Source organism: Exiguobacterium sp. 8H, from assembly GCF_902506255.1.
Classification (GTDB): domain Bacteria; phylum Bacillota; class Bacilli; order Exiguobacteriales; family Exiguobacteriaceae; genus Exiguobacterium; species Exiguobacterium profundum.
In genome coordinates this window covers 1,053,579-1,070,313 of the sequence record NZ_LR733429.1, presented here as the reverse complement: position 1 = coordinate 1,070,313, position 16,735 = coordinate 1,053,579, and the positions used below count along the sequence as shown (strand labels likewise).

The 16,735-nt window shown below is 47.7% G+C and carries 19 protein-coding genes; all 19 read left to right on the top strand.

Annotated features, from left to right (window positions below; genetic code table 11):
- Positions 1–69: 69 nt before the first annotated feature.
- The 19 genes from GVY43_RS05505 to glyS all read left to right on the top strand — a co-directional run bounded on the left by GVY43_RS05505 (position 70) and on the right by glyS (position 16,724).
- Positions 70–693: a class I SAM-dependent methyltransferase gene (locus GVY43_RS05505; RefSeq protein WP_159562502.1), complete on the top strand. Its 624-nt coding sequence runs from the start codon at positions 70–72 to the stop codon at positions 691–693.
- 16 nt (positions 694–709) lie between these two features.
- Positions 710–1,177, top strand: coding sequence for an S-ribosylhomocysteine lyase (locus GVY43_RS05500; RefSeq protein WP_012726660.1), 468 nt, complete (start codon positions 710–712; stop codon positions 1,175–1,177).
- Between the two features lies 1 nt (position 1,178).
- Entirely contained in the window at positions 1,179–2,117 is a 939-nt protein-coding gene (locus GVY43_RS05495) for a PLP-dependent cysteine synthase family protein (RefSeq protein ID WP_159562501.1), read from the top strand.
- Positions 2,083–3,240, top strand: coding sequence for a bifunctional cystathionine gamma-lyase/homocysteine desulfhydrase (locus tag GVY43_RS05490; protein ID WP_159562500.1), 1,158 nt, complete (start codon positions 2,083–2,085; stop codon positions 3,238–3,240). The genes GVY43_RS05495 and GVY43_RS05490 overlap by 35 nt, the downstream gene beginning before the upstream one ends.
- Before the next feature lie 107 nt (positions 3,241–3,347).
- Positions 3,348–4,226 carry an EamA family transporter RarD gene (gene rarD, locus GVY43_RS05485; RefSeq protein WP_074036593.1) on the top strand — a complete coding sequence of 293 codons (879 nt, stop codon included), beginning with the start codon at positions 3,348–3,350 and terminating at the stop codon, positions 4,224–4,226.
- 79 nt (positions 4,227–4,305) lie between these two features.
- Positions 4,306–4,971 carry a deoxyribose-phosphate aldolase gene (gene deoC, locus GVY43_RS05480; RefSeq protein WP_012726656.1) on the top strand — a complete coding sequence of 222 codons (666 nt, stop codon included), beginning with the start codon at positions 4,306–4,308 and terminating at the stop codon, positions 4,969–4,971.
- A gap of 74 nt (positions 4,972–5,045) precedes the next feature.
- Positions 5,046–5,240 carry a 30S ribosomal protein S21 gene (gene rpsU / locus GVY43_RS05475; RefSeq protein WP_029334745.1) on the top strand — a complete coding sequence of 65 codons (195 nt, stop codon included), beginning with the start codon at positions 5,046–5,048 and terminating at the stop codon, positions 5,238–5,240.
- A gap of 33 nt (positions 5,241–5,273) precedes the next feature.
- Positions 5,274–5,723, top strand: coding sequence for a GatB/YqeY domain-containing protein (locus tag GVY43_RS05470; RefSeq protein ID WP_074036596.1), 450 nt, complete (start codon positions 5,274–5,276; stop codon positions 5,721–5,723).
- Positions 5,724–5,856: 133 nt separating this feature from the next.
- Positions 5,857–6,369 (top strand): NfeD family protein, encoded by a 513-nt coding sequence (locus GVY43_RS05465; protein ID WP_031423231.1) that lies wholly within the window; start codon positions 5,857–5,859, stop codon positions 6,367–6,369.
- A complete protein-coding gene (floA, locus tag GVY43_RS05460; RefSeq protein ID WP_012726653.1) occupies positions 6,366–7,352 on the top strand; it encodes a flotillin-like protein FloA in 987 nt (328 codons plus the stop codon). Before GVY43_RS05465 ends, floA begins: the two co-directional genes overlap by 4 nt.
- A 5-nt stretch (positions 7,353–7,357) precedes the next feature.
- Positions 7,358–7,777, top strand: a complete 420-nt coding sequence (locus GVY43_RS05455; RefSeq protein ID WP_159562499.1) for a hypothetical protein — start codon at positions 7,358–7,360, stop codon at positions 7,775–7,777.
- 120 nt (positions 7,778–7,897) lie between these two features.
- Positions 7,898–8,869 (top strand): PhoH family protein, encoded by a 972-nt coding sequence (locus GVY43_RS05450; protein WP_074036604.1) that lies wholly within the window; start codon positions 7,898–7,900, stop codon positions 8,867–8,869.
- A 42-nt stretch (positions 8,870–8,911) separates the two neighbouring features.
- Entirely contained in the window at positions 8,912–10,999 is a 2,088-nt protein-coding gene (locus GVY43_RS05445; protein WP_012726650.1) for an HD family phosphohydrolase, read from the top strand.
- Positions 10,977–11,453: an rRNA maturation RNase YbeY gene (ybeY, locus tag GVY43_RS05440; protein ID WP_074036606.1), complete on the top strand. Its 477-nt coding sequence runs from the start codon at positions 10,977–10,979 to the stop codon at positions 11,451–11,453. The genes GVY43_RS05445 and ybeY overlap by 23 nt, the downstream gene beginning before the upstream one ends.
- Positions 11,450–11,797 (top strand): diacylglycerol kinase family protein, encoded by a 348-nt coding sequence (locus GVY43_RS05435; RefSeq protein WP_074036607.1) that lies wholly within the window; start codon positions 11,450–11,452, stop codon positions 11,795–11,797. The genes ybeY and GVY43_RS05435 overlap by 4 nt, the downstream gene beginning before the upstream one ends.
- A gap of 30 nt (positions 11,798–11,827) precedes the next feature.
- Positions 11,828–12,736, top strand: a complete 909-nt coding sequence (gene era, locus GVY43_RS05430) for a GTPase Era (RefSeq protein ID WP_012726647.1) — start codon at positions 11,828–11,830, stop codon at positions 12,734–12,736.
- 3 nt (positions 12,737–12,739) lie between these two features.
- A complete protein-coding gene (recO, locus tag GVY43_RS05425) occupies positions 12,740–13,489 on the top strand; it encodes a DNA repair protein RecO (RefSeq protein WP_078147154.1) in 750 nt (249 codons plus the stop codon).
- 294 nt (positions 13,490–13,783) lie between these two features.
- A complete protein-coding gene (gene glyQ / locus GVY43_RS05420; RefSeq protein WP_196431848.1) occupies positions 13,784–14,677 on the top strand; it encodes a glycine--tRNA ligase subunit alpha in 894 nt (297 codons plus the stop codon).
- A complete protein-coding gene (glyS, locus tag GVY43_RS05415) occupies positions 14,670–16,724 on the top strand; it encodes a glycine--tRNA ligase subunit beta (RefSeq protein ID WP_159562498.1) in 2,055 nt (684 codons plus the stop codon). The genes glyQ and glyS overlap by 8 nt, the downstream gene beginning before the upstream one ends.
- Positions 16,725–16,735: the final 11 nt, after the last annotated feature.

The window sequence follows — 16,735 nt, the reverse complement described above, 5'->3', positions numbered from 1 at the left end:
AATGTAACGTTAAAGTTAAATACCAATAAAACATATCAAATTAGTAAGAATTAAGATTGGGGTAGCGATATGAACTTACCATTCATGGACATCTTTAAGGATTGGGCAAAGGATTATGATACGACGGTCGAGGGGCATGATGAGCAATATCACGAAGTCTTCATCGGATATGAGCAAATGCTCGATGAGGTTGCCCTATATGTCGAAGGAAGGGTACTTGAGTTTGGTGTCGGAACAGGAAACTTGAGCAGTCGAATTATAAAAGGGCATCCGTTGATTGCGATTGAACCGTCGCCGGAAATGCGACAAATTGCTGTTAAAAAGTTGGGGATTGAAGTACTCGAAGGTGATTTTCTCCGATATCCGATATTATCACACGTGGATACTATCGTATCGTCATATGCTTTTCACCACTTGACAGATTCTGAAAAGGCCACGGCCATTGGTCGATATGTCGAAGACTGGGAACACCCGAAGTTCGTGTTGCTTGATACGATGTTTGAGTCACCAGCAGCTCGTCAGGACATCATCGATTGGGCGACTGCGAAAGGGTACTCGGACCTTGTCGAAGATTTAAATCGTGAATACTATCCATATACGTCAACGATTCGTTCCATGTTAGAAGAGAACGGATACAACGTGACGATGACGCAGAAAAACAAGTTTGTCTGGCTCGTAATAGCCACTAAATAACGAGGAGGAATTACTCATGAAAACATATAATGTTGAAAGTTTTAACTTGGATCATACGAAAGTACAGGCGCCGTTTGTCCGTTTAGCTGGTGTGAAAGAAGGGACGGCTGACACGATTTATAAATACGATATTCGTTTCATTCAACCGAACGAAGGACTCATGCCGATGCGCGCGGTTCATTCACTTGAGCATTTGATTGCCGAGAACAGTCGCAATCATTCTGAAGACATTGTCGATATCTCACCGATGGGTTGCCAGACAGGTTTCTATTGGACAATGCTCAATGATGGGAACTACGAACGAATGCTTGACCTCGTGGAAGCGACGTTGCGTGATGCGATGAACGCTGAGGAATTACCTGCGCAAAACCCTGTTCAATGTGGGAATGCGAACCATCATGATTTCGAAGGTGCCAAAAAATTAGCGGCAGACATGCTCGCAAAACGTGATGAATGGCATATCGTCTTCAAGGACGAAGCATAAGATGATTGTCCGTGACGTCTATGAACTCATCGGAGACACACCGCTTATTGAACTTCGAACGCTTCCTATACCAGCGAATGTCAAAGTGTACGGAAAGCTCGAGATGATGAATCCAGGTGGGAGTGTCAAAGACCGACTCGGGATGAATTTGATTGAACGGGCGATTGAGCGTGGCGATGTGGCACCTGGTGGAACGGTGATCGAACCGACAGCAGGCAATACGGGAATCGGGCTTGCGCTCGCTTGTCAGCGATTCGGAATTCGACTCATGACGGTCACTCCTGAAAAATTCAGTCAAGAGAAGCAGGCATTGATGCGACTGTTCGGAGCCACCGTCGTCAACACACCGACGGAACTCGGCATGAAAGGCGCGATCGCACATGCTATTGAGTTGGCCAAAGAACATGACGCCTATGTCCCAGAACAGTTCTCGAACCCAGATAACCCGGATGCTTACGTCGACATCCTTTCACATGAGTTGTTGAAAGATGTGCCACAAATTGATGTATTTGTAGCGGGAGCGGGATCAGGAGGCACGTTCACCGGTGTCGCCAAATCATTAAAGCCACTTGGGACGAAAACTGTCGTCGTGGAGCCGGTCGGTTCCATTATGAACGGCGGTGAACCAGGACCACATAAAACAGAAGGAATTGGCGTCGAAAAATGGCCACCATTTCTGGAGAAGTCTTACGTCGATGCGATTCATACCATCACAGATGAGGAAGCCTTCTATTACGTGGCACATCTAGCGAAACAGGAAGGCTTGCTCATCGGTAGTTCTTCAGGGGCTGCCATTGCAGCATGTGTAAAAGAAGCGAATCAATTAACGGAAGGCACGATTGTCACCATCTTGCCTGATAGTGCAGAACGATATTTAAGTCAAGGAATTGTCAAGGAGGCAGAACATGCGTACAAAGACAGCACTCATTCACGGCGGTAAAACGACGGACCCGTTGACAGGGGCCGTCACGCCACCGATTTATCAAACGAGCACGTATAAGCAAGACGGGATTGGTAACTTGCGGGAAGGGTACGAATACTCACGTTCAGCAAACCCGACACGGACGGCATTAGAGACATTGATTGCCGACATCGAAGGCGGTGTGCAAGGATTTGCATTCGGATCTGGGATGGCAGCCATCTCGACGGTGCTTATGTTATTGAAATCTGGAGACCACGTCATCGTCGGGTCTGATGTATATGGAGGAACGTACCGTGTATTCAATCGAGTATTTCAGTCACGAGGCTTGGAAGCAACTTTTGTCGATACATCCGATGAAACAGCGGTTCGGGATGCGCTTCAAGCGAACACGAAAATGATTTATGTCGAGACGCCGACAAATCCGCTCTTAAACGTGACGGACATTCGAGCGATGCGCAAGATTGCCGATGAAGCAGATGTGTTGCTCGTCGTGGACAATACGTTTATGACCCCTTACTTCCAAAATCCAATCGATCTTGGAGCAGACTACGTCCTTCACAGTGCCACAAAGTACTTAGGCGGACATAGTGACGTCGTAGCGGGACTTGTTGTCGCGCGAACGGAAGAGCAGGGCGAAGCTTTGGCGTTTCTTCAAAACTCAGTTGGCGCAGTTCTTGGACCACAAGATAGCTTCCTTGTTGTTCGGGGAATTAAGACGCTAGCTGTTCGGATGGAGGAGATTGAATCGAATGCACGTGCATTGGTTGAATTCCTTCAATCGAACGAGTCTGTATCACGCGTGCTCCACCCAAGTGTATCAAGTGAGGAAGCGAAGCGGATTCATTTATCACAGGCACGTGGATTCGGTGGGATGATCGCATTTGATGTCGGTTCAGCGGAAGCGGCAGAAATGATGGTCGCGAAGACGAAATACTTCACGCTCGCAGAAAGTTTAGGAGCGGTCGAGAGTTTGATCAGTGTCCCGGCACGCATGACACATGCGTCGATTCCAGCCGAACGCAGAGCGGAACTTGGCATCACCGATGGGCTCGTCCGTATTTCGGTCGGACTTGAGGACATTGATGACTTGATCGAAGACTTGGCACAAGCATTAACAGCAATTGAACAAGTGAAACAATAAACGGTCAGGGCGCGATTTCGCGCCTTTTTTTCATGAAACAAAAGTCTTGTATCGGGAGTCTTTCATCGACTAAACTGTCTTTAACTTGTAAGAGAGCGGGTGAACGTGTGAATAAGGGAGTATGGACGACAATCGGGGCGTACGTCATGTGGGGCGTCCTTCCGATTTATTGGAAATTTTTGCAAGAAGTACCGAGCGGTCAAATTTTAGCACATCGAATCGTTTGGTCATTTTTATTTATTCTGCTCGTTCTGAGATGGACAAATCAGTGGAAAGAGTTCGGTTACGCACTTCGACATCCGGCTACACGAAACGCATTCATGTTGAACGGATTCATCGTTAGTGCCAACTGGTTTGTATACATATGGGCTGTCAATCACGGATATATCATTGAAGCTTCTCTCGGGTACTACATCAATCCTCTCGTCAGTATGGTGTTAGGGGTGCTCGTCTTTCGGGAATCATTAAATCGAGTCCAATGGATGGCCGTTGGGATTGCATCAATTGGCGTCCTCGTCTTGACGTTAGGATACGGCACGTTCCCGTGGATTTCATTCGTCTTGGCGAGTACTTTCGGATTCTATGGAATGGTGAAGAAACGACGCCCTCTTGCTTCTACGGTCAGCCTAGGAATTGAAACGCTGGCGGTGGTCCCGGTGGCATTGCTCTTCCTAGGAAATCAAGTTGTCACCGACAATATTGCGTATAACATGTCGCCTGTCATTTGGATCGCCCTTCTTGGAACGGGCGTGGTCACGGCGTTACCTCTTCTCCTGTTTGGGTACGGGGCACAACATATCCCGTTCACGCTTGTCGGGTTTCTTCAATTTATCGCACCGACACTTAGCTTGATTATCGGGGTCGTCATGTACCATGAACCGTTCACGGCATACCATGTCTTTGCCTTCACCTGCATTTGGCTCGCTATTTTCTTCTTTAGTTGGAACAGTTGGGTCGTCGCTCGTAAACGTCGTCAGTTGATTTAGATTTGAAAGCTGTTACATCTCATCAAAACATGGTAATATGTTAGATGTCAGACTTATTTGTCAGAGGAGGAAATGAATCATGGAATTAGCCCGTTATATCGACCACACAGCTTTAAAGGCTGAAACAACAAAAGATCAAATTACAACACTTTGTGCAGAAGCGCTCGAATACAAATTCGCAAGCGTTTGTGTCAACCCGACATGGGTCAAATATGCAGCAGAACAACTCAAGTCAGATGATGATGTCAAAGTATGTACAGTCATCGGTTTCCCACTTGGTGCAAACACACCTGAGGTAAAAGCATTTGAAACAAAAGATGCGATTGCCAATGGAGCAGATGAAGTAGACATGGTCATCAACATCGCAGCACTCAAAGATGCTGACTACGATCTCGTAGAACGTGACATCCGTGCGGTTGTCGAAGCGGCAAACGGTACACTCGTCAAAGTCATCTTCGAAACATGCATGCTTACAAAAGAAGAAATCAAAAAAGCTGCCGAACTTTCAGTGAAAGCTGGAGCAGACTTCGTCAAAACATCGACTGGTTTCTCGACTGGTGGCGCGACAGTTGAAGACATTCGCCTCATGCGTGAGACGGTCGGACCTGACATCGGCGTAAAAGCTTCAGGTGGCGTCCGTGACTTCGAAGGTGCGAAAGCGATGATCGATGCTGGTGCGACACGTATCGGTGCTTCAGCAGGTATCGCGATTGTCACTGGTGGACGTTCAGACAGCGACTATTAATAAGTGGTTGACCACACGACTTAATTTCACTATAATATGATATGACGTGTGAAACACGTTTCCTTAGTCGTGTAATTCGGAGGGAGGGAAAACTAGTGGAAACTCGTGTCCGTAAAAACGAATCGCTTGAAGACGCTCTTCGTCGTTTCAAACGCGGTGTTTCGAAAGATGGCACACTTGCCGAAGTTCGTAAACGTCGTCACTACGAAAAGCCAAGCGTAAAACGTAAATTGAAATCAGAAGCTGCGCGTAAGCGTAAGAAATTCTGATTCCAGTTTCATTTGTAGAGAGGGTGTTGGCTCATGAGTCTTCAAGAACGCTTGACGGACGACATGAAGCAAGCCATGCGCGCGAAACAAAAGGATCGTCTTACGACAATCCGGATGGTCAAAGCGTCGCTCCAAAATGAGGCTATCAAACTAGGTCGTCAAGATCTTACCGAGGAAGAGGAACTCACGGTGCTCAACCGAGAGATGAAACAGCGCAGAGACTCCCTCCGAGAATTCGAAAGCGCTGGTCGTGAAGACCTTGCTTCCAAAGTAGCAGAAGAGATTGTCGTCCTAGAAGCCTATATGCCTGAACAACTTTCAGAAGATGAAGTGACCGCCATCGTCCAAGCAGCAATTGCTCAAACGAATGCAGCCGCTCCATCAGATATGGGTAAGGTGATGGGCGTCGTCATGCCGCAAGTCAAAGGCAAGGCAGACGGTGGTCTTGTGAACCGAATCGTCAAACAACAATTGACGAATTGATGAAAAAAGCAGTTACTTTTCGGGAAACCGAAAGTTTCTGCTTTTTTTGCGTATTCTGAAACCACATTCAATCTTGTTTCGTATACACTAGAGATAGGAGATAGCTTTGAATTTGGAAGGGGGTAGCAAGACGATGACATTTGGTCTCGGAGTGATTCTGACAGTCTTTTTTGTCGGAGTCGTCCTTCTTGGAATTGAAGTGTTCGTAGCAGGGTTTGGATTGTTCGGTTTGCTTGGGATCGGAGCCGTCGTTGCGAGTTTGATTATGGCTGGTGCGACGATCGGTCAACTGTGGCTATCGATTGGTCTCGCGGCAGCGGTGCTAACAGGTCTCGGCTTTTGGGCATACCGCCGCTTGAGTACGAATCGTCCGCTCATTTATAAAGGGTTGATTTTGACGGATTCGACATCGACTGAAAAAGGCTACTTGTCCCACGAAGATCGAAAACAACTTCTCGGCAAAGTGGGAGTCACCTTGACACCACTTCGCCCAGCAGGTACTGCCGAAATCGACGGAGAACGACTTGATGTCGTGACGGAAGGTGGCTATCTCGATCAGCAGACAAAAATTCAGGTTTATAAAGTGGATTCTGGACGGATTGTCGTTCGAAGCTTTGTAGAACCGAAGGAGGATGTAACAGAATGACACCAGAATTACTGACAACGTTACTCATTACAGGTGGAGGATTGATTGCACTTGCCGTATTCTTCACGTTCGTACCGGTCGGACTATGGATCAGTTCGTTTGCAGCGGGCGTCCACGTCTCGATCTTCACATTGATTGGAATGCGCCTTCGTCGCGTTATTCCCTCGAAAATCGTGAACCCGTTGATTAAAGCGGTTAAAGCAGGAATTGAATTAAACACGAACCAACTTGAAAGTCACTTCTTGGCTGGTGGTAACGTAGACCGCGTTGTGAACGCATTGATTGCGGCGCACCGTGCGAATATTGAATTGTCATTCGAACGGGCTGCTGCCATCGATTTGGCAGGACGTAACGTGCTCGAGGCTGTACAGATGTCAGTTAACCCGAAAGTCATTGAAACGCCATTTATTGCGGGTGTCGCGATGGATGGGATTGAAGTGAAGGCGAAAGCACGTATTACCGTACGTGCGAATATCGATCGTCTCGTCGGTGGTGCGGGGGAAGAAACGATTATCGCCCGTGTCGGTGAAGGGGTCGTGTCGACAATCGGTTCACAAAACAACCACAAGCACGTACTAGAGAATCCGGATATGATTTCACGGACTGTCCTCACAAAAGGTTTAGATTCAGGAACAGCGTTTGAGATTCTTTCGATCGATATTGCCGACATCGATATCGGTAAGAACATCGGCGCGGTCTTGCAGACGGACCAAGCAGAAGCAGATAAGAAAATCGCTCAAGCGAAGGCGGAAGAACGTCGCGCGATGGCGATTGCGCGCGAACAAGAAATGAAATCTTCAGTAGAAGAAATGCGTGCGAAAGTTGTCGGTGCCGAAGCGGAAGTCCCACTCGCGATGGCAGAAGCGTTACGAAACGGAAAGCTTGGTGTCATGGATTACGTGAACTACTTGAACGTTCAAGCGGATACAGAAATGCGAAAAGCGATTGGGGCACCTGTCGATTCTGAATCAGATAATGAGTGATTGATATGGATGGACTATGGGTACTCTTGTTAGCCGCCTTCGGAATTGCCTCGGCAGTGATGAAACGGCTCGAAAAATCATCGTCCTCTGGAGACCGTCCTCAAAGCAGTGAACTGAAACGCTATTTGGATTCGGTAGGGGACGTCATGAAAGAGATTGAAACGGCATTCGATGACTCGGAAAAAAAACCGGCACCACAAAAGGTGAGGCGTCGAGTCGCTCGAACGGTAGAAGAACGACCGGCTCCACGTGAACGTCAAGTCGAGATGCCGAAAGTGAGCGCGCAATTCGAACAAGCGGTTAAAATTCCACCGATTCAAAAGGAAAAGAAACCGAGACAACTGAACGTTTCACAAAAGCGAATGCGGGAAGCTGTCATTTGGAGTGAGGTATTACAACCTCCTATCTCGAAACGGAAGAAGTGAACGGAAGGCAGTGACGTCATGTTACTGCCTTTTGCGCGTGGAAATTACGCGGTCTTTCTTTCACGATAGGCGTGATAGTGCTAAAGTAAAAGAGGAATAACCGATTTTAATGAGGGGGCAATGCATCCATTGATTATGACTGATAAAATACCATTCGTCATGGAACATGCGAACGAAGCACAAGCTTTACTCGGACCGAAAGATGAAGTGTTCCAGGCGATTGAAACAGAATTGAAAGTGGCACTCATCCCAAGGGGTGAGGAGTTGATTATTCAAGCCGATACACTTGAGGCTCTTGAATTAACGAAACAAGTGATCATCACCTTGCAGACGTTAGTGAAAAAAGGTGCACGTCTAAATGAAAGTGATGCCATTAGCGTCATCCAGCACATTCAAGTCGGAAAGGGAGATGAACTGCTCGAACATTATGAACGAGTTGTTTTTACGACGAATAAGGGGAAACCGATTCGTGCCAAGACAGTAGGTCAAAGCCGGTATGTTCGTGCGATTGAACGACGTGATCTCGTCTTTGGTATCGGACCAGCCGGAACAGGAAAGACGTACCTAGCTGTCGTACTTGCGGCGCGTGCCTTAAAAGAAGGGCAAGTCAAACGGATCATCTTGACGCGTCCTGCCGTTGAAGCGGGAGAGAACCTTGGATTTTTACCGGGAGATTTAAAAGAGAAAGTGGACCCATATCTCCGCCCATTATACGACGCCCTATTTGATGTGTATGGCGTGGAACAGACGAACCGTTTGTTAGAACGGGGCACGATTGAAGTGGCTCCGCTCGCTTATATGCGTGGACGCACGTTAGAAGATGCGTTCGTCATCTTGGATGAGGCCCAGAATACAACAAAAGAACAGATGAAGATGTTTTTGACGCGACTCGGTTTTGGATCGAAAATGGTGGTCACAGGGGATTTGACCCAAGTCGATTTACCGAAAGGCAAGGCATCGGGGTTACAGGAAGCGTTACGCCTGTTAGAAGGCGTGGATGGTATTCATTTTGAACACTTCAGTGCGTCTGACGTCGTCCGTCATCCGCTCGTTAAGAAAATCATCAACGCCTATAGTACGGACCTCACTTAAATGTACGTGTGAGGTCACCAGATCGTGAAAGGGGGGGCACGAATGCAGCAAGCTAAAAACTGGACAGTCGCGACCATCTCGTTGATTTTCTTTCTCTTATTAGGCGCCATTCTATACTTTACCGTGCGCCCATCCATCATCAGTGTGGAACCGCTTGGGATTGCCGAACAGGATATTCGGTCTCCGATCACGGTTGAGGACCGTGTTGCGACCGAACGATTGAAACAAGAAGTGACAAATGGTGTCGGCAGTCAATTCTCCTTGAGAAAAGAATTTGCAGACCAACAAATCGCTAAAGTCGAGCAGTTGTTCGCAGCATTCGACCAAACGGATGAGGAGACTGAACTGGCAGATATTAAAAACCGTCTAAATTCTACAGAGGCGAACGGTGTATTAGCTGATGAAGAGTTGAATTCGTTGCTTGAAGCGAGTGAAGATACCCGACAAACGGTAGAAGATGTCACAGTCACTGCGTTACAACAAGTGATGGACGACCGGATTGAAACGAGTAATGAAGCGGTCGCTGCGGCTCGAGACCGAGCAGCAGCGATTATCGATCAATCGCCGCTCTCGTTTGAGTTCCGCGCCATTTCGAAAACGTTAAGCGATGAACTCATCGTACCGAACTATGTATTTGACTCTGAGGCGACCCGTCAAAAAGAACAAGAGGCCGTCGATGCTGTCGATCCTGTCATCATTCAAGAAGGACAGTTACTCGTCAGTCAAGGTGAGGTGGTGACTCGAGAGATATATCGGAAATTAGAGCTATCTGGAGCCATCGATCCGAATCGTTCCCTTGCACCATTATTCGGGTCATTCTTGCTCAGCGCATTGTTGACCGGTGGGTTTCTATTCATGCTCATCCGCTCGAAAATCAAAGACCTGTTACTGAGTCCGAAAATCTTAGTGACGGTCTATGGCTTGCTACTTTTACAACTCGGCATCTTTTTTGGTGTCGGATACATCGGTGTCGATTTTACGACATATGCCTATATTTTAGCGCCGACAGCGTTCGTCGTATTGCTTCTACGCATCTTGATCGATGAACGAGTTGCGCTCGCCTCGGCCTTCATTACGATGATTGCCGGGAGTGTCGTTGTCACATTCGGACAGAGCACGAATTTCATGACGCTCGTGTATGTGGCGACGGGTAGTTTTCTAGCTGTCTTTTTAGTTGAACCGAAAATTCAGCGGAAGCGACTATTCTTATCAGGGGTGTTGCTCGGTTTCGTCAACATCATCATGGTCATCGCGTTACTCTTACTTCGGAACGTGCAAGTTTCCTGGGAAATGGCGATGTATCTTTCTGGATTTGCCGTCATTAGCGCCTTGCTCTCCATTGTCTTGACGTTTGGCTTCCTGCCATTTTTGGAACCGTGGTTTGGCGTCTTGTCTTCTGGTCGACTTGTGGAATTGATGAGTCCGACGCATCCGCTGCTGCGGAAACTTTTAATGGAGGCACCTGGTACGTATCATCATAGTATGATGGTGGCGAACTTGGCAGAGTCCGCATGTGAGGCGATTGGCGCAGATGGTCTTCTCGCACGTGTCGCAAGCTATTATCACGATCTTGGGAAGACGGAGCGTCCCCTTCATTTCATTGAAAATCAACAAGGTGGCGGGAATCCTCATGATCGCTTGACGCCTGAAGAATCGGCAGACATTATTATGGCTCATCCTTATGACGGAGCGGATCTGTTGCGACGTTATAAGTTACCGAAAGAAATCATCGATATAGCAGAGCAGCATCACGGAACGTCTTTATTGAAATATTTCTACGTTAAAGCGAAGGAAGATCCTGATAAAGAGGTGTTAGAGTCTCGTTTCCGCTATCCAGGTCCAAAGCCACAATCGCGCGAGGCTGCCGTTGTCATGATCGTCGATTCAATCGAAGCGGCTGTCCGCTCGCAGAAACAACCGACGCCAGAAAAAATCCGAATGCTCGTTCGAACAATCATTCGCGACAAGTTGGCGGATGGGCAGTTCGAAGAATGTGAATTGACGACGAAAGAAATTTGGCGCGTCGGAGAGAGTGCGTGTGAGACGCTGACCGGCTTGTTCCACGAACGAATCGAATACCCAGAATTAAAGAAAGAGGGAGAATTACATGCAAATCATCTCGAACGATGAACATGAATTGTTAACTACATCTCAAATCGAGCTCGTCGAGTCGATTTTACAACATGCCGCCCAACTAGAAGAGGTGGAAGAGCCGAGCGAATTGTCGGTCACGTATTTAACAAATGCGGAAATCCATGAAGTGAACCGAGAATGGCGAGGCAAAGATGCCCCGACCGATGTCATCAGTTTCGCATTTGATGAGATGGGGGATGACGAGATGGATTTCATGCTCGATGAAGATGAGCCACATCTTCTCGGTGACCTCGTCATCTCGGTAGAACGATGCCGAGAACAGGCAGCTGACTATGGTCATTCGTTTGAGCGGGAGCTCGGCTTTTTAGCAATTCATGGATTCCTCCATCTACTTGGGTATGATCATATGACACCTGAGGAAGAAGCGGAGATGACGGCAAGGCAAGAAGAAGTGCTCACTCATTTTGAGTTGAAGCGAGGCAACGTGTGAGACCGTTCCGTGTGGCATGTGAGGGAATCCTCCATGCCGTTCGTTCGGAACGGAACATGCGACTCCATCTCCTGTCGGCTTTTCTCGTATTCGTCTTTTCAATCTGGTTACAGCCGACAAGACTCGAGATCGTCATCTTGTTCGGGTGGGTGATTGCCGTTATTAGCATGGAAATGATGAATACGGCAATCGAACGAACGGTTAATCTCGTGACAGAAGACGTCCATCCACTCGCGAAGCAAGCGAAAGATGTTGCCGCAGGAGCTGTTTTAGTCGCTTCACTTGGTGCTGCCGTAACGGCGCTCATAATATTCGGTCCACGTCTATGGAACATGCTATACTAATAGTTCTGAAATAGAGAAAGCAGGTGCATTATGTATCAAGAAGATTTTAAATCCGGATTCGTCTCGATTATCGGACGACCGAACGTCGGGAAATCGACATTCTTAAACCGTGTGATCGGACAAAAGATTGCCATCATGTCGGATAAACCACAAACGACACGAAATAAGGTGCAAGGTGTGTACACAACCGATGATTCCCAAATCATCTTCATCGATACACCAGGGATTCATAAACCGAAACACCGTCTTGGCGACTTCATGATGAAAGTGGCGACGAACGCATTACGCGAAGTTGATGCGATTCTCTTCATGGTGAACGTGACGGAACCGCGTGGAGCTGGCGACGACTTTATTATTGAGAAACTCAAAGGGCTCGACACACCGATTATTCTCGTCATGAACAAGATCGATTTAATCCATCCGGATGAACTTCCGAAAGTGATTGAACAATATACGAACGAATTGGATTTCGCGGCGTACGTCCCGATTTCGGCGCTACAAGGCAACAACGTCGAACCGCTCTTAGGTGAGATCAAGAAATTGTTGCCTGAAGGACCGATGTATTATCCGGCCGATCAAGTGACGGACCACCCGGAGCGTTTCATTATCTCAGAGATGATTCGTGAGAAAGTGTTGCATAAGACACGTGATGAAGTCCCTCATTCGATTGCTGTAGCCATCGAATCGATCAAGAAACGTGAGAACTCTGAGATGATTGATGTCGAAGCCGTGATCATGGTGGAGCGTGATTCGCAAAAAGGAATCATCATCGGAAAAAAAGGGGCTATGCTTCGTGAAATCGGAACAGACGCGCGCCATGATATCGAAGCGCTTCTCGGGACTAAAGTTTATTTGAACCTATGGGTAAAAGTGCAGAAAGACTGGCGTAACAAGATGGGTCAGCTTCGTGACCTCGGTTTCCGCGACGACGAGTATTGAGCCATGTTACAAAAAGTCACGGGAATCGTCGTTCGTACCGTTAATTATGGGGAATCGAATAAAGTCGTGACATTGTTTACAGAGGAACTTGGCAAAGTCGCGATCATGGCACGGGGTGCAAAGAAACCGGGTAGCCGGTTTCACGCCTCGAGTCAGCCGTTTGTGGAAGGTGTCTATATCTTTCCGTCTAGCCGAGGACTCGCTCAGTTAAAATCATCTGACGTCATGACGTCTTATCCTGAAATCCGAAAAGATGTCGAACGGATGGCATATGCGATGTATTGGTTAGAACTTGTTGATCGGTCTGTCGAGGATCGTGTCCAAAATCGTCCATTGTTTCGAATATTACGGGATGCCTTGCAGGCACTGAATGCGGGCATGGACGCAGATGTCATCACGCACTATGTTGAATTACGTATTTTGCATCTATTAGGCGTCGCCCCAGTCTTGACGGGATGCGTGCGCTGTGGAGATGTGACGGATCCCATGTACTTCTCTGTCGCGTCCGGTGGCTTTTTATGTGCGCGACATCCAGAAGAAGGTGTGATTCGGCTGTCCGAACGATTGGCGAAACTACTTTATTTGATGAGTAAGCACGAATTGTCAGAGTTTCGGAACGTTCCGCTATCGGATGAGTCCAGAGTCCTTTTGCGCCAGCTCTTTGATGCTTATATGGAATCGTATAGTGGACTACGATTGAAGACGAAGCGGGTGCTCGATCAAATGATTCGACTTCATCTGAATGAGGATTGACTTTTTATAGTGAATTCGATACGATGATGTACGATTAGACAAATGAAATAGCGTGCGCGATGAAGGAAAAAAGTAACTCTTCCTGTCATGAATGAAGCGAGTCCGGGGCGGTGTGAGCCGGGTATCATGAGAAGAGCGAATGGCGATTCCAGAGCGCCCACATCTTTTAAGAGTGGTCCCATTATTGGGGCAAGTAGGGTGGAACCGCGGGAATCAATCCCGTCCCTATGTGCTAGGCACATAGGGGCGTTTTTTGTCGTTTCAATACTATTGGAGGTGTCATTAATGAAGCACATGACAGTGCAAGAAATCATTCTCACGCTACAAAACTTTTGGGCGTCAAAAGGTTGTTTGACGATGCAGGCGTACGATGTGGAAAAAGGGGCCGGGACGATGAACCCGATGACATTCCTCAGAAGCCTTGGGCCAGAACCGTGGAACGTCTGTTATACCGAACCGTCACGCCGTCCAGCTGACGGTCGTTACGGAGAAAACCCGAACCGTCTTTACCAGCACCATCAGTTTCAGGTGATCATGAAGCCGTCACCAAACAACATTCAAGAGTTGTACTTGGAGAGTCTTGAATTGATTGGCATCAATCCGCTTGAGCATGACATCCGTTTCGTCGAAGATAACTGGGAAAACCCGACGTTCGGAGCAGCAGGTCTCGGTTGGGAAGTTTGGTTGAACGGAATGGAAATCACGCAGTTCACATACTTCCAACAAGTCGGTGGAATCGAGTGTGACCCGATTGCCGTGGAAATCACATACGGACTTGAACGCCTCGCGTCATACATTCAAGAAGTAGAAAGTGTATTCGATCTTGTCTGGACAGACGGATTCAAATACGGTGACATTTTCTATCAACCAGAATTTGAACATTCGAAATATACGTTCGAATTGTCTGACGTCGACATGTTATTTACGTTATTTGATACGTATGAGAAAGAAGCGAAGCGTGCGCTTGAAGAAAACCTTGTCTTCCCTGCATACGATTACATTCTAAAATGTTCGCACACGTTCAACTTGTTGGACGCAAAAGGCGCCATTTCTGTGACGGAACGTACCGGCTTCATCCAGCGTGTCCGGAACATGTCACGTGCGTGTGCCGCTAAATTTATTGAAGAACGGGAACGCCTTGGATTCCCACTTTTGAAACAAGAGAAAGCAGGTGACTTGAATGCGTGACCTTCTGTTAGAGATTGGATTAGAGGAACTGCCGGCTCAATATGTCTTGCGTTCAGAGAAACAGTTGGCGGAACGTGTTGACGCGTTCTTAAAAGAGGCGCGTGTTGATTTTGGCTCAATCGAAGTGTACTCGACACCACGTCGTTTGGCTGTCATCGTTCGTGATGTGGCTGAAACGCAACAGGATTTGGCAGAAACTCTTCGTGGACCTGCCAAAAAGATTGCACAAGATGCGGAAGGTAACTGGTCGAAGGCGGCACAAGGTTTTGCACGTGGCCGCGGATTGACAGTAGAAGATCTCTATTTCGCAGAAGAAAAAGGAGTCGAGTATGTCTTCGCGGAACGTCATGAAAAGGGACAAGAGACGCTCTCGCTATTGAACGGTCTTGAAGATGTGGTCCGTAGCTTGACGTTCCCGAAAAACATGAAATGGGGAACGAGCAGCCTACGGTATATGCGTCCGATTCGTTGGTTGATCGCACTCTTTGGTCAAGACATCATCGACTTCACAATCGAAGGCGTGAAAACGAATAACGTGACGCGTGGGCATCGTTTCCTCAGTAAAGGGGACGTGGTCATCTCATCACCTACCGAATATGTCCAGACATTAGAGTCTGCTTTTGTCATGGCGAACTACGAGATGCGTAAAGCTGAAATCGAACGTCAAATTCAAGAGCTTGCAACGAAACAAGGATGGACGATTCCACTCGACGCCGACTTGCTTGAGGAAGTGACAAACTTAGTCGAATGGCCGACCGCTCTCTTTGGGGAATTTGATGAAGCGTACCTTGACTTGCCTGAGGAAGTGTTGATCACAACGATGAAAGAGCATCAACGTTATTTCCCGGTCTATCTCGACGGAACATTGAAAAACTATTTTGTGACGGTACGAAACGGGAATGCCGAGCATCTTGAAAATGTGGCGCGCGGTAACGAGAAAGTCATCCGGGCCCGTCTTGCGGATGCCGTGTTCTTCTATGAGGAAGACAAAAAGACGAAAATCGATGATCAGCTCGGACGTCTCGATCGCGTCGTCTTCCATGAAAAATTGGGAACGACTGGTGCGAAAGCGCGTCGTGTGACGAAAATCGCTCAGGAACTTGCACCGTTGTTCGAGGCAGACCTTGAAAAAGTAAGCCGTGCCGGTGCCATTCATAAATTTGATCTCGTGAGCCAGATGGTATACGAGTTCACAGAACTTCAAGGAATCATGGGTGAGAAATATGCACTCCAACAAGGTGAAGACAAGGAAGTGGCAGCGGCAATCCGTGAGCATTACATGCCACGCTTTGCTGGGGACGCTTCTCCAGAGACGGCAACGGGTGCCGTTCTTGCCCTTGCCGACAAATTAGACTCGATTGCAGCATTCTTTGGCATCGGGATGATTCCGAGCGGTTCACAAGACCCGTTCGCGCTTCGTCGCCAGGCCCAAGGTGTCGTTCAGATTCTTGGAGATTGGAAGATTGATCTCTCAATCGACACGTTGCTTTCAAAAGTTGTCGAATTACAACTGGAAGCAGGACTCTATGAAGCCGATAAAGAACAAGTTAAGGCACAACTAGATGAGTTCTTCAAATTGCGCTTGAAATATCGCCTGCAAGAACAGCAGGTTCGTTATGATGTGATTGACGCCGTATTGACGACCTCATTGACGGTTGTGCGACTCGATGCTCGCGCAGACGCGATTCAAGAATTTGTATCGACGGATGCGAAGGCGTTGATTGAGCAATTGTCGCGTGTCGTTAACATTTCGAAAAAAGGTGAAGCGGGAGATGTCGATCCTTCCTTGTTTGAGAACGATCATGAGATTGCATTGCATGATGCGATTGAACAGACCGCTCCTGCAACAGCCGAAGCTGTCGAGATGGGAGATTACAAGAAAGCGCTCGACCTTCTACAACAACTCGAATCACCGATTATGATGTACTTCGAACATACAATGGTTATGAGTGATGACGAGGCGGTCCGCCAAAACCGTCTCCATGAAATGAACCGACTTGCAACGACGATTAAGCGTGTCGCAGATTTCAACGCGCTCGTACTCTAAACAAACTAGAG

Coding starts and splice junctions, on each gene's coding strand:
- deoC (WP_012726656.1), top strand. CDS start 4,306: ATGGAATTAGCCCGTTATATCGACCACACAGCTTTAAAGGCTGAAACA.
- GVY43_RS05505 (WP_159562502.1), top strand. CDS start 70: ATGAACTTACCATTCATGGACATCTTTAAGGATTGGGCAAAGGATTAT.
- GVY43_RS05470 (WP_074036596.1), top strand. CDS start 5,274: ATGAGTCTTCAAGAACGCTTGACGGACGACATGAAGCAAGCCATGCGC.
- era (WP_012726647.1), top strand. CDS start 11,828: ATGTATCAAGAAGATTTTAAATCCGGATTCGTCTCGATTATCGGACGA.
- floA (WP_012726653.1), top strand. CDS start 6,366: ATGACACCAGAATTACTGACAACGTTACTCATTACAGGTGGAGGATTG.
- glyQ (WP_196431848.1), top strand. CDS start 13,784: ATGACAGTGCAAGAAATCATTCTCACGCTACAAAACTTTTGGGCGTCA.
- recO (WP_078147154.1), top strand. CDS start 12,740: ATGTTACAAAAAGTCACGGGAATCGTCGTTCGTACCGTTAATTATGGG.
- GVY43_RS05490 (WP_159562500.1), top strand. CDS start 2,083: ATGCGTACAAAGACAGCACTCATTCACGGCGGTAAAACGACGGACCCG.
- glyS (WP_159562498.1), top strand. CDS start 14,670: ATGCGTGACCTTCTGTTAGAGATTGGATTAGAGGAACTGCCGGCTCAA.
- GVY43_RS05500 (WP_012726660.1), top strand. CDS start 710: ATGAAAACATATAATGTTGAAAGTTTTAACTTGGATCATACGAAAGTA.
- GVY43_RS05495 (WP_159562501.1), top strand. CDS start 1,179: ATGATTGTCCGTGACGTCTATGAACTCATCGGAGACACACCGCTTATT.
- GVY43_RS05445 (WP_012726650.1), top strand. CDS start 8,912: ATGCAGCAAGCTAAAAACTGGACAGTCGCGACCATCTCGTTGATTTTC.
- ybeY (WP_074036606.1), top strand. CDS start 10,977: ATGCAAATCATCTCGAACGATGAACATGAATTGTTAACTACATCTCAA.
- GVY43_RS05465 (WP_031423231.1), top strand. CDS start 5,857: ATGACATTTGGTCTCGGAGTGATTCTGACAGTCTTTTTTGTCGGAGTC.
- GVY43_RS05455 (WP_159562499.1), top strand. CDS start 7,358: ATGGATGGACTATGGGTACTCTTGTTAGCCGCCTTCGGAATTGCCTCG.
- GVY43_RS05450 (WP_074036604.1), top strand. CDS start 7,898: ATGCATCCATTGATTATGACTGATAAAATACCATTCGTCATGGAACAT.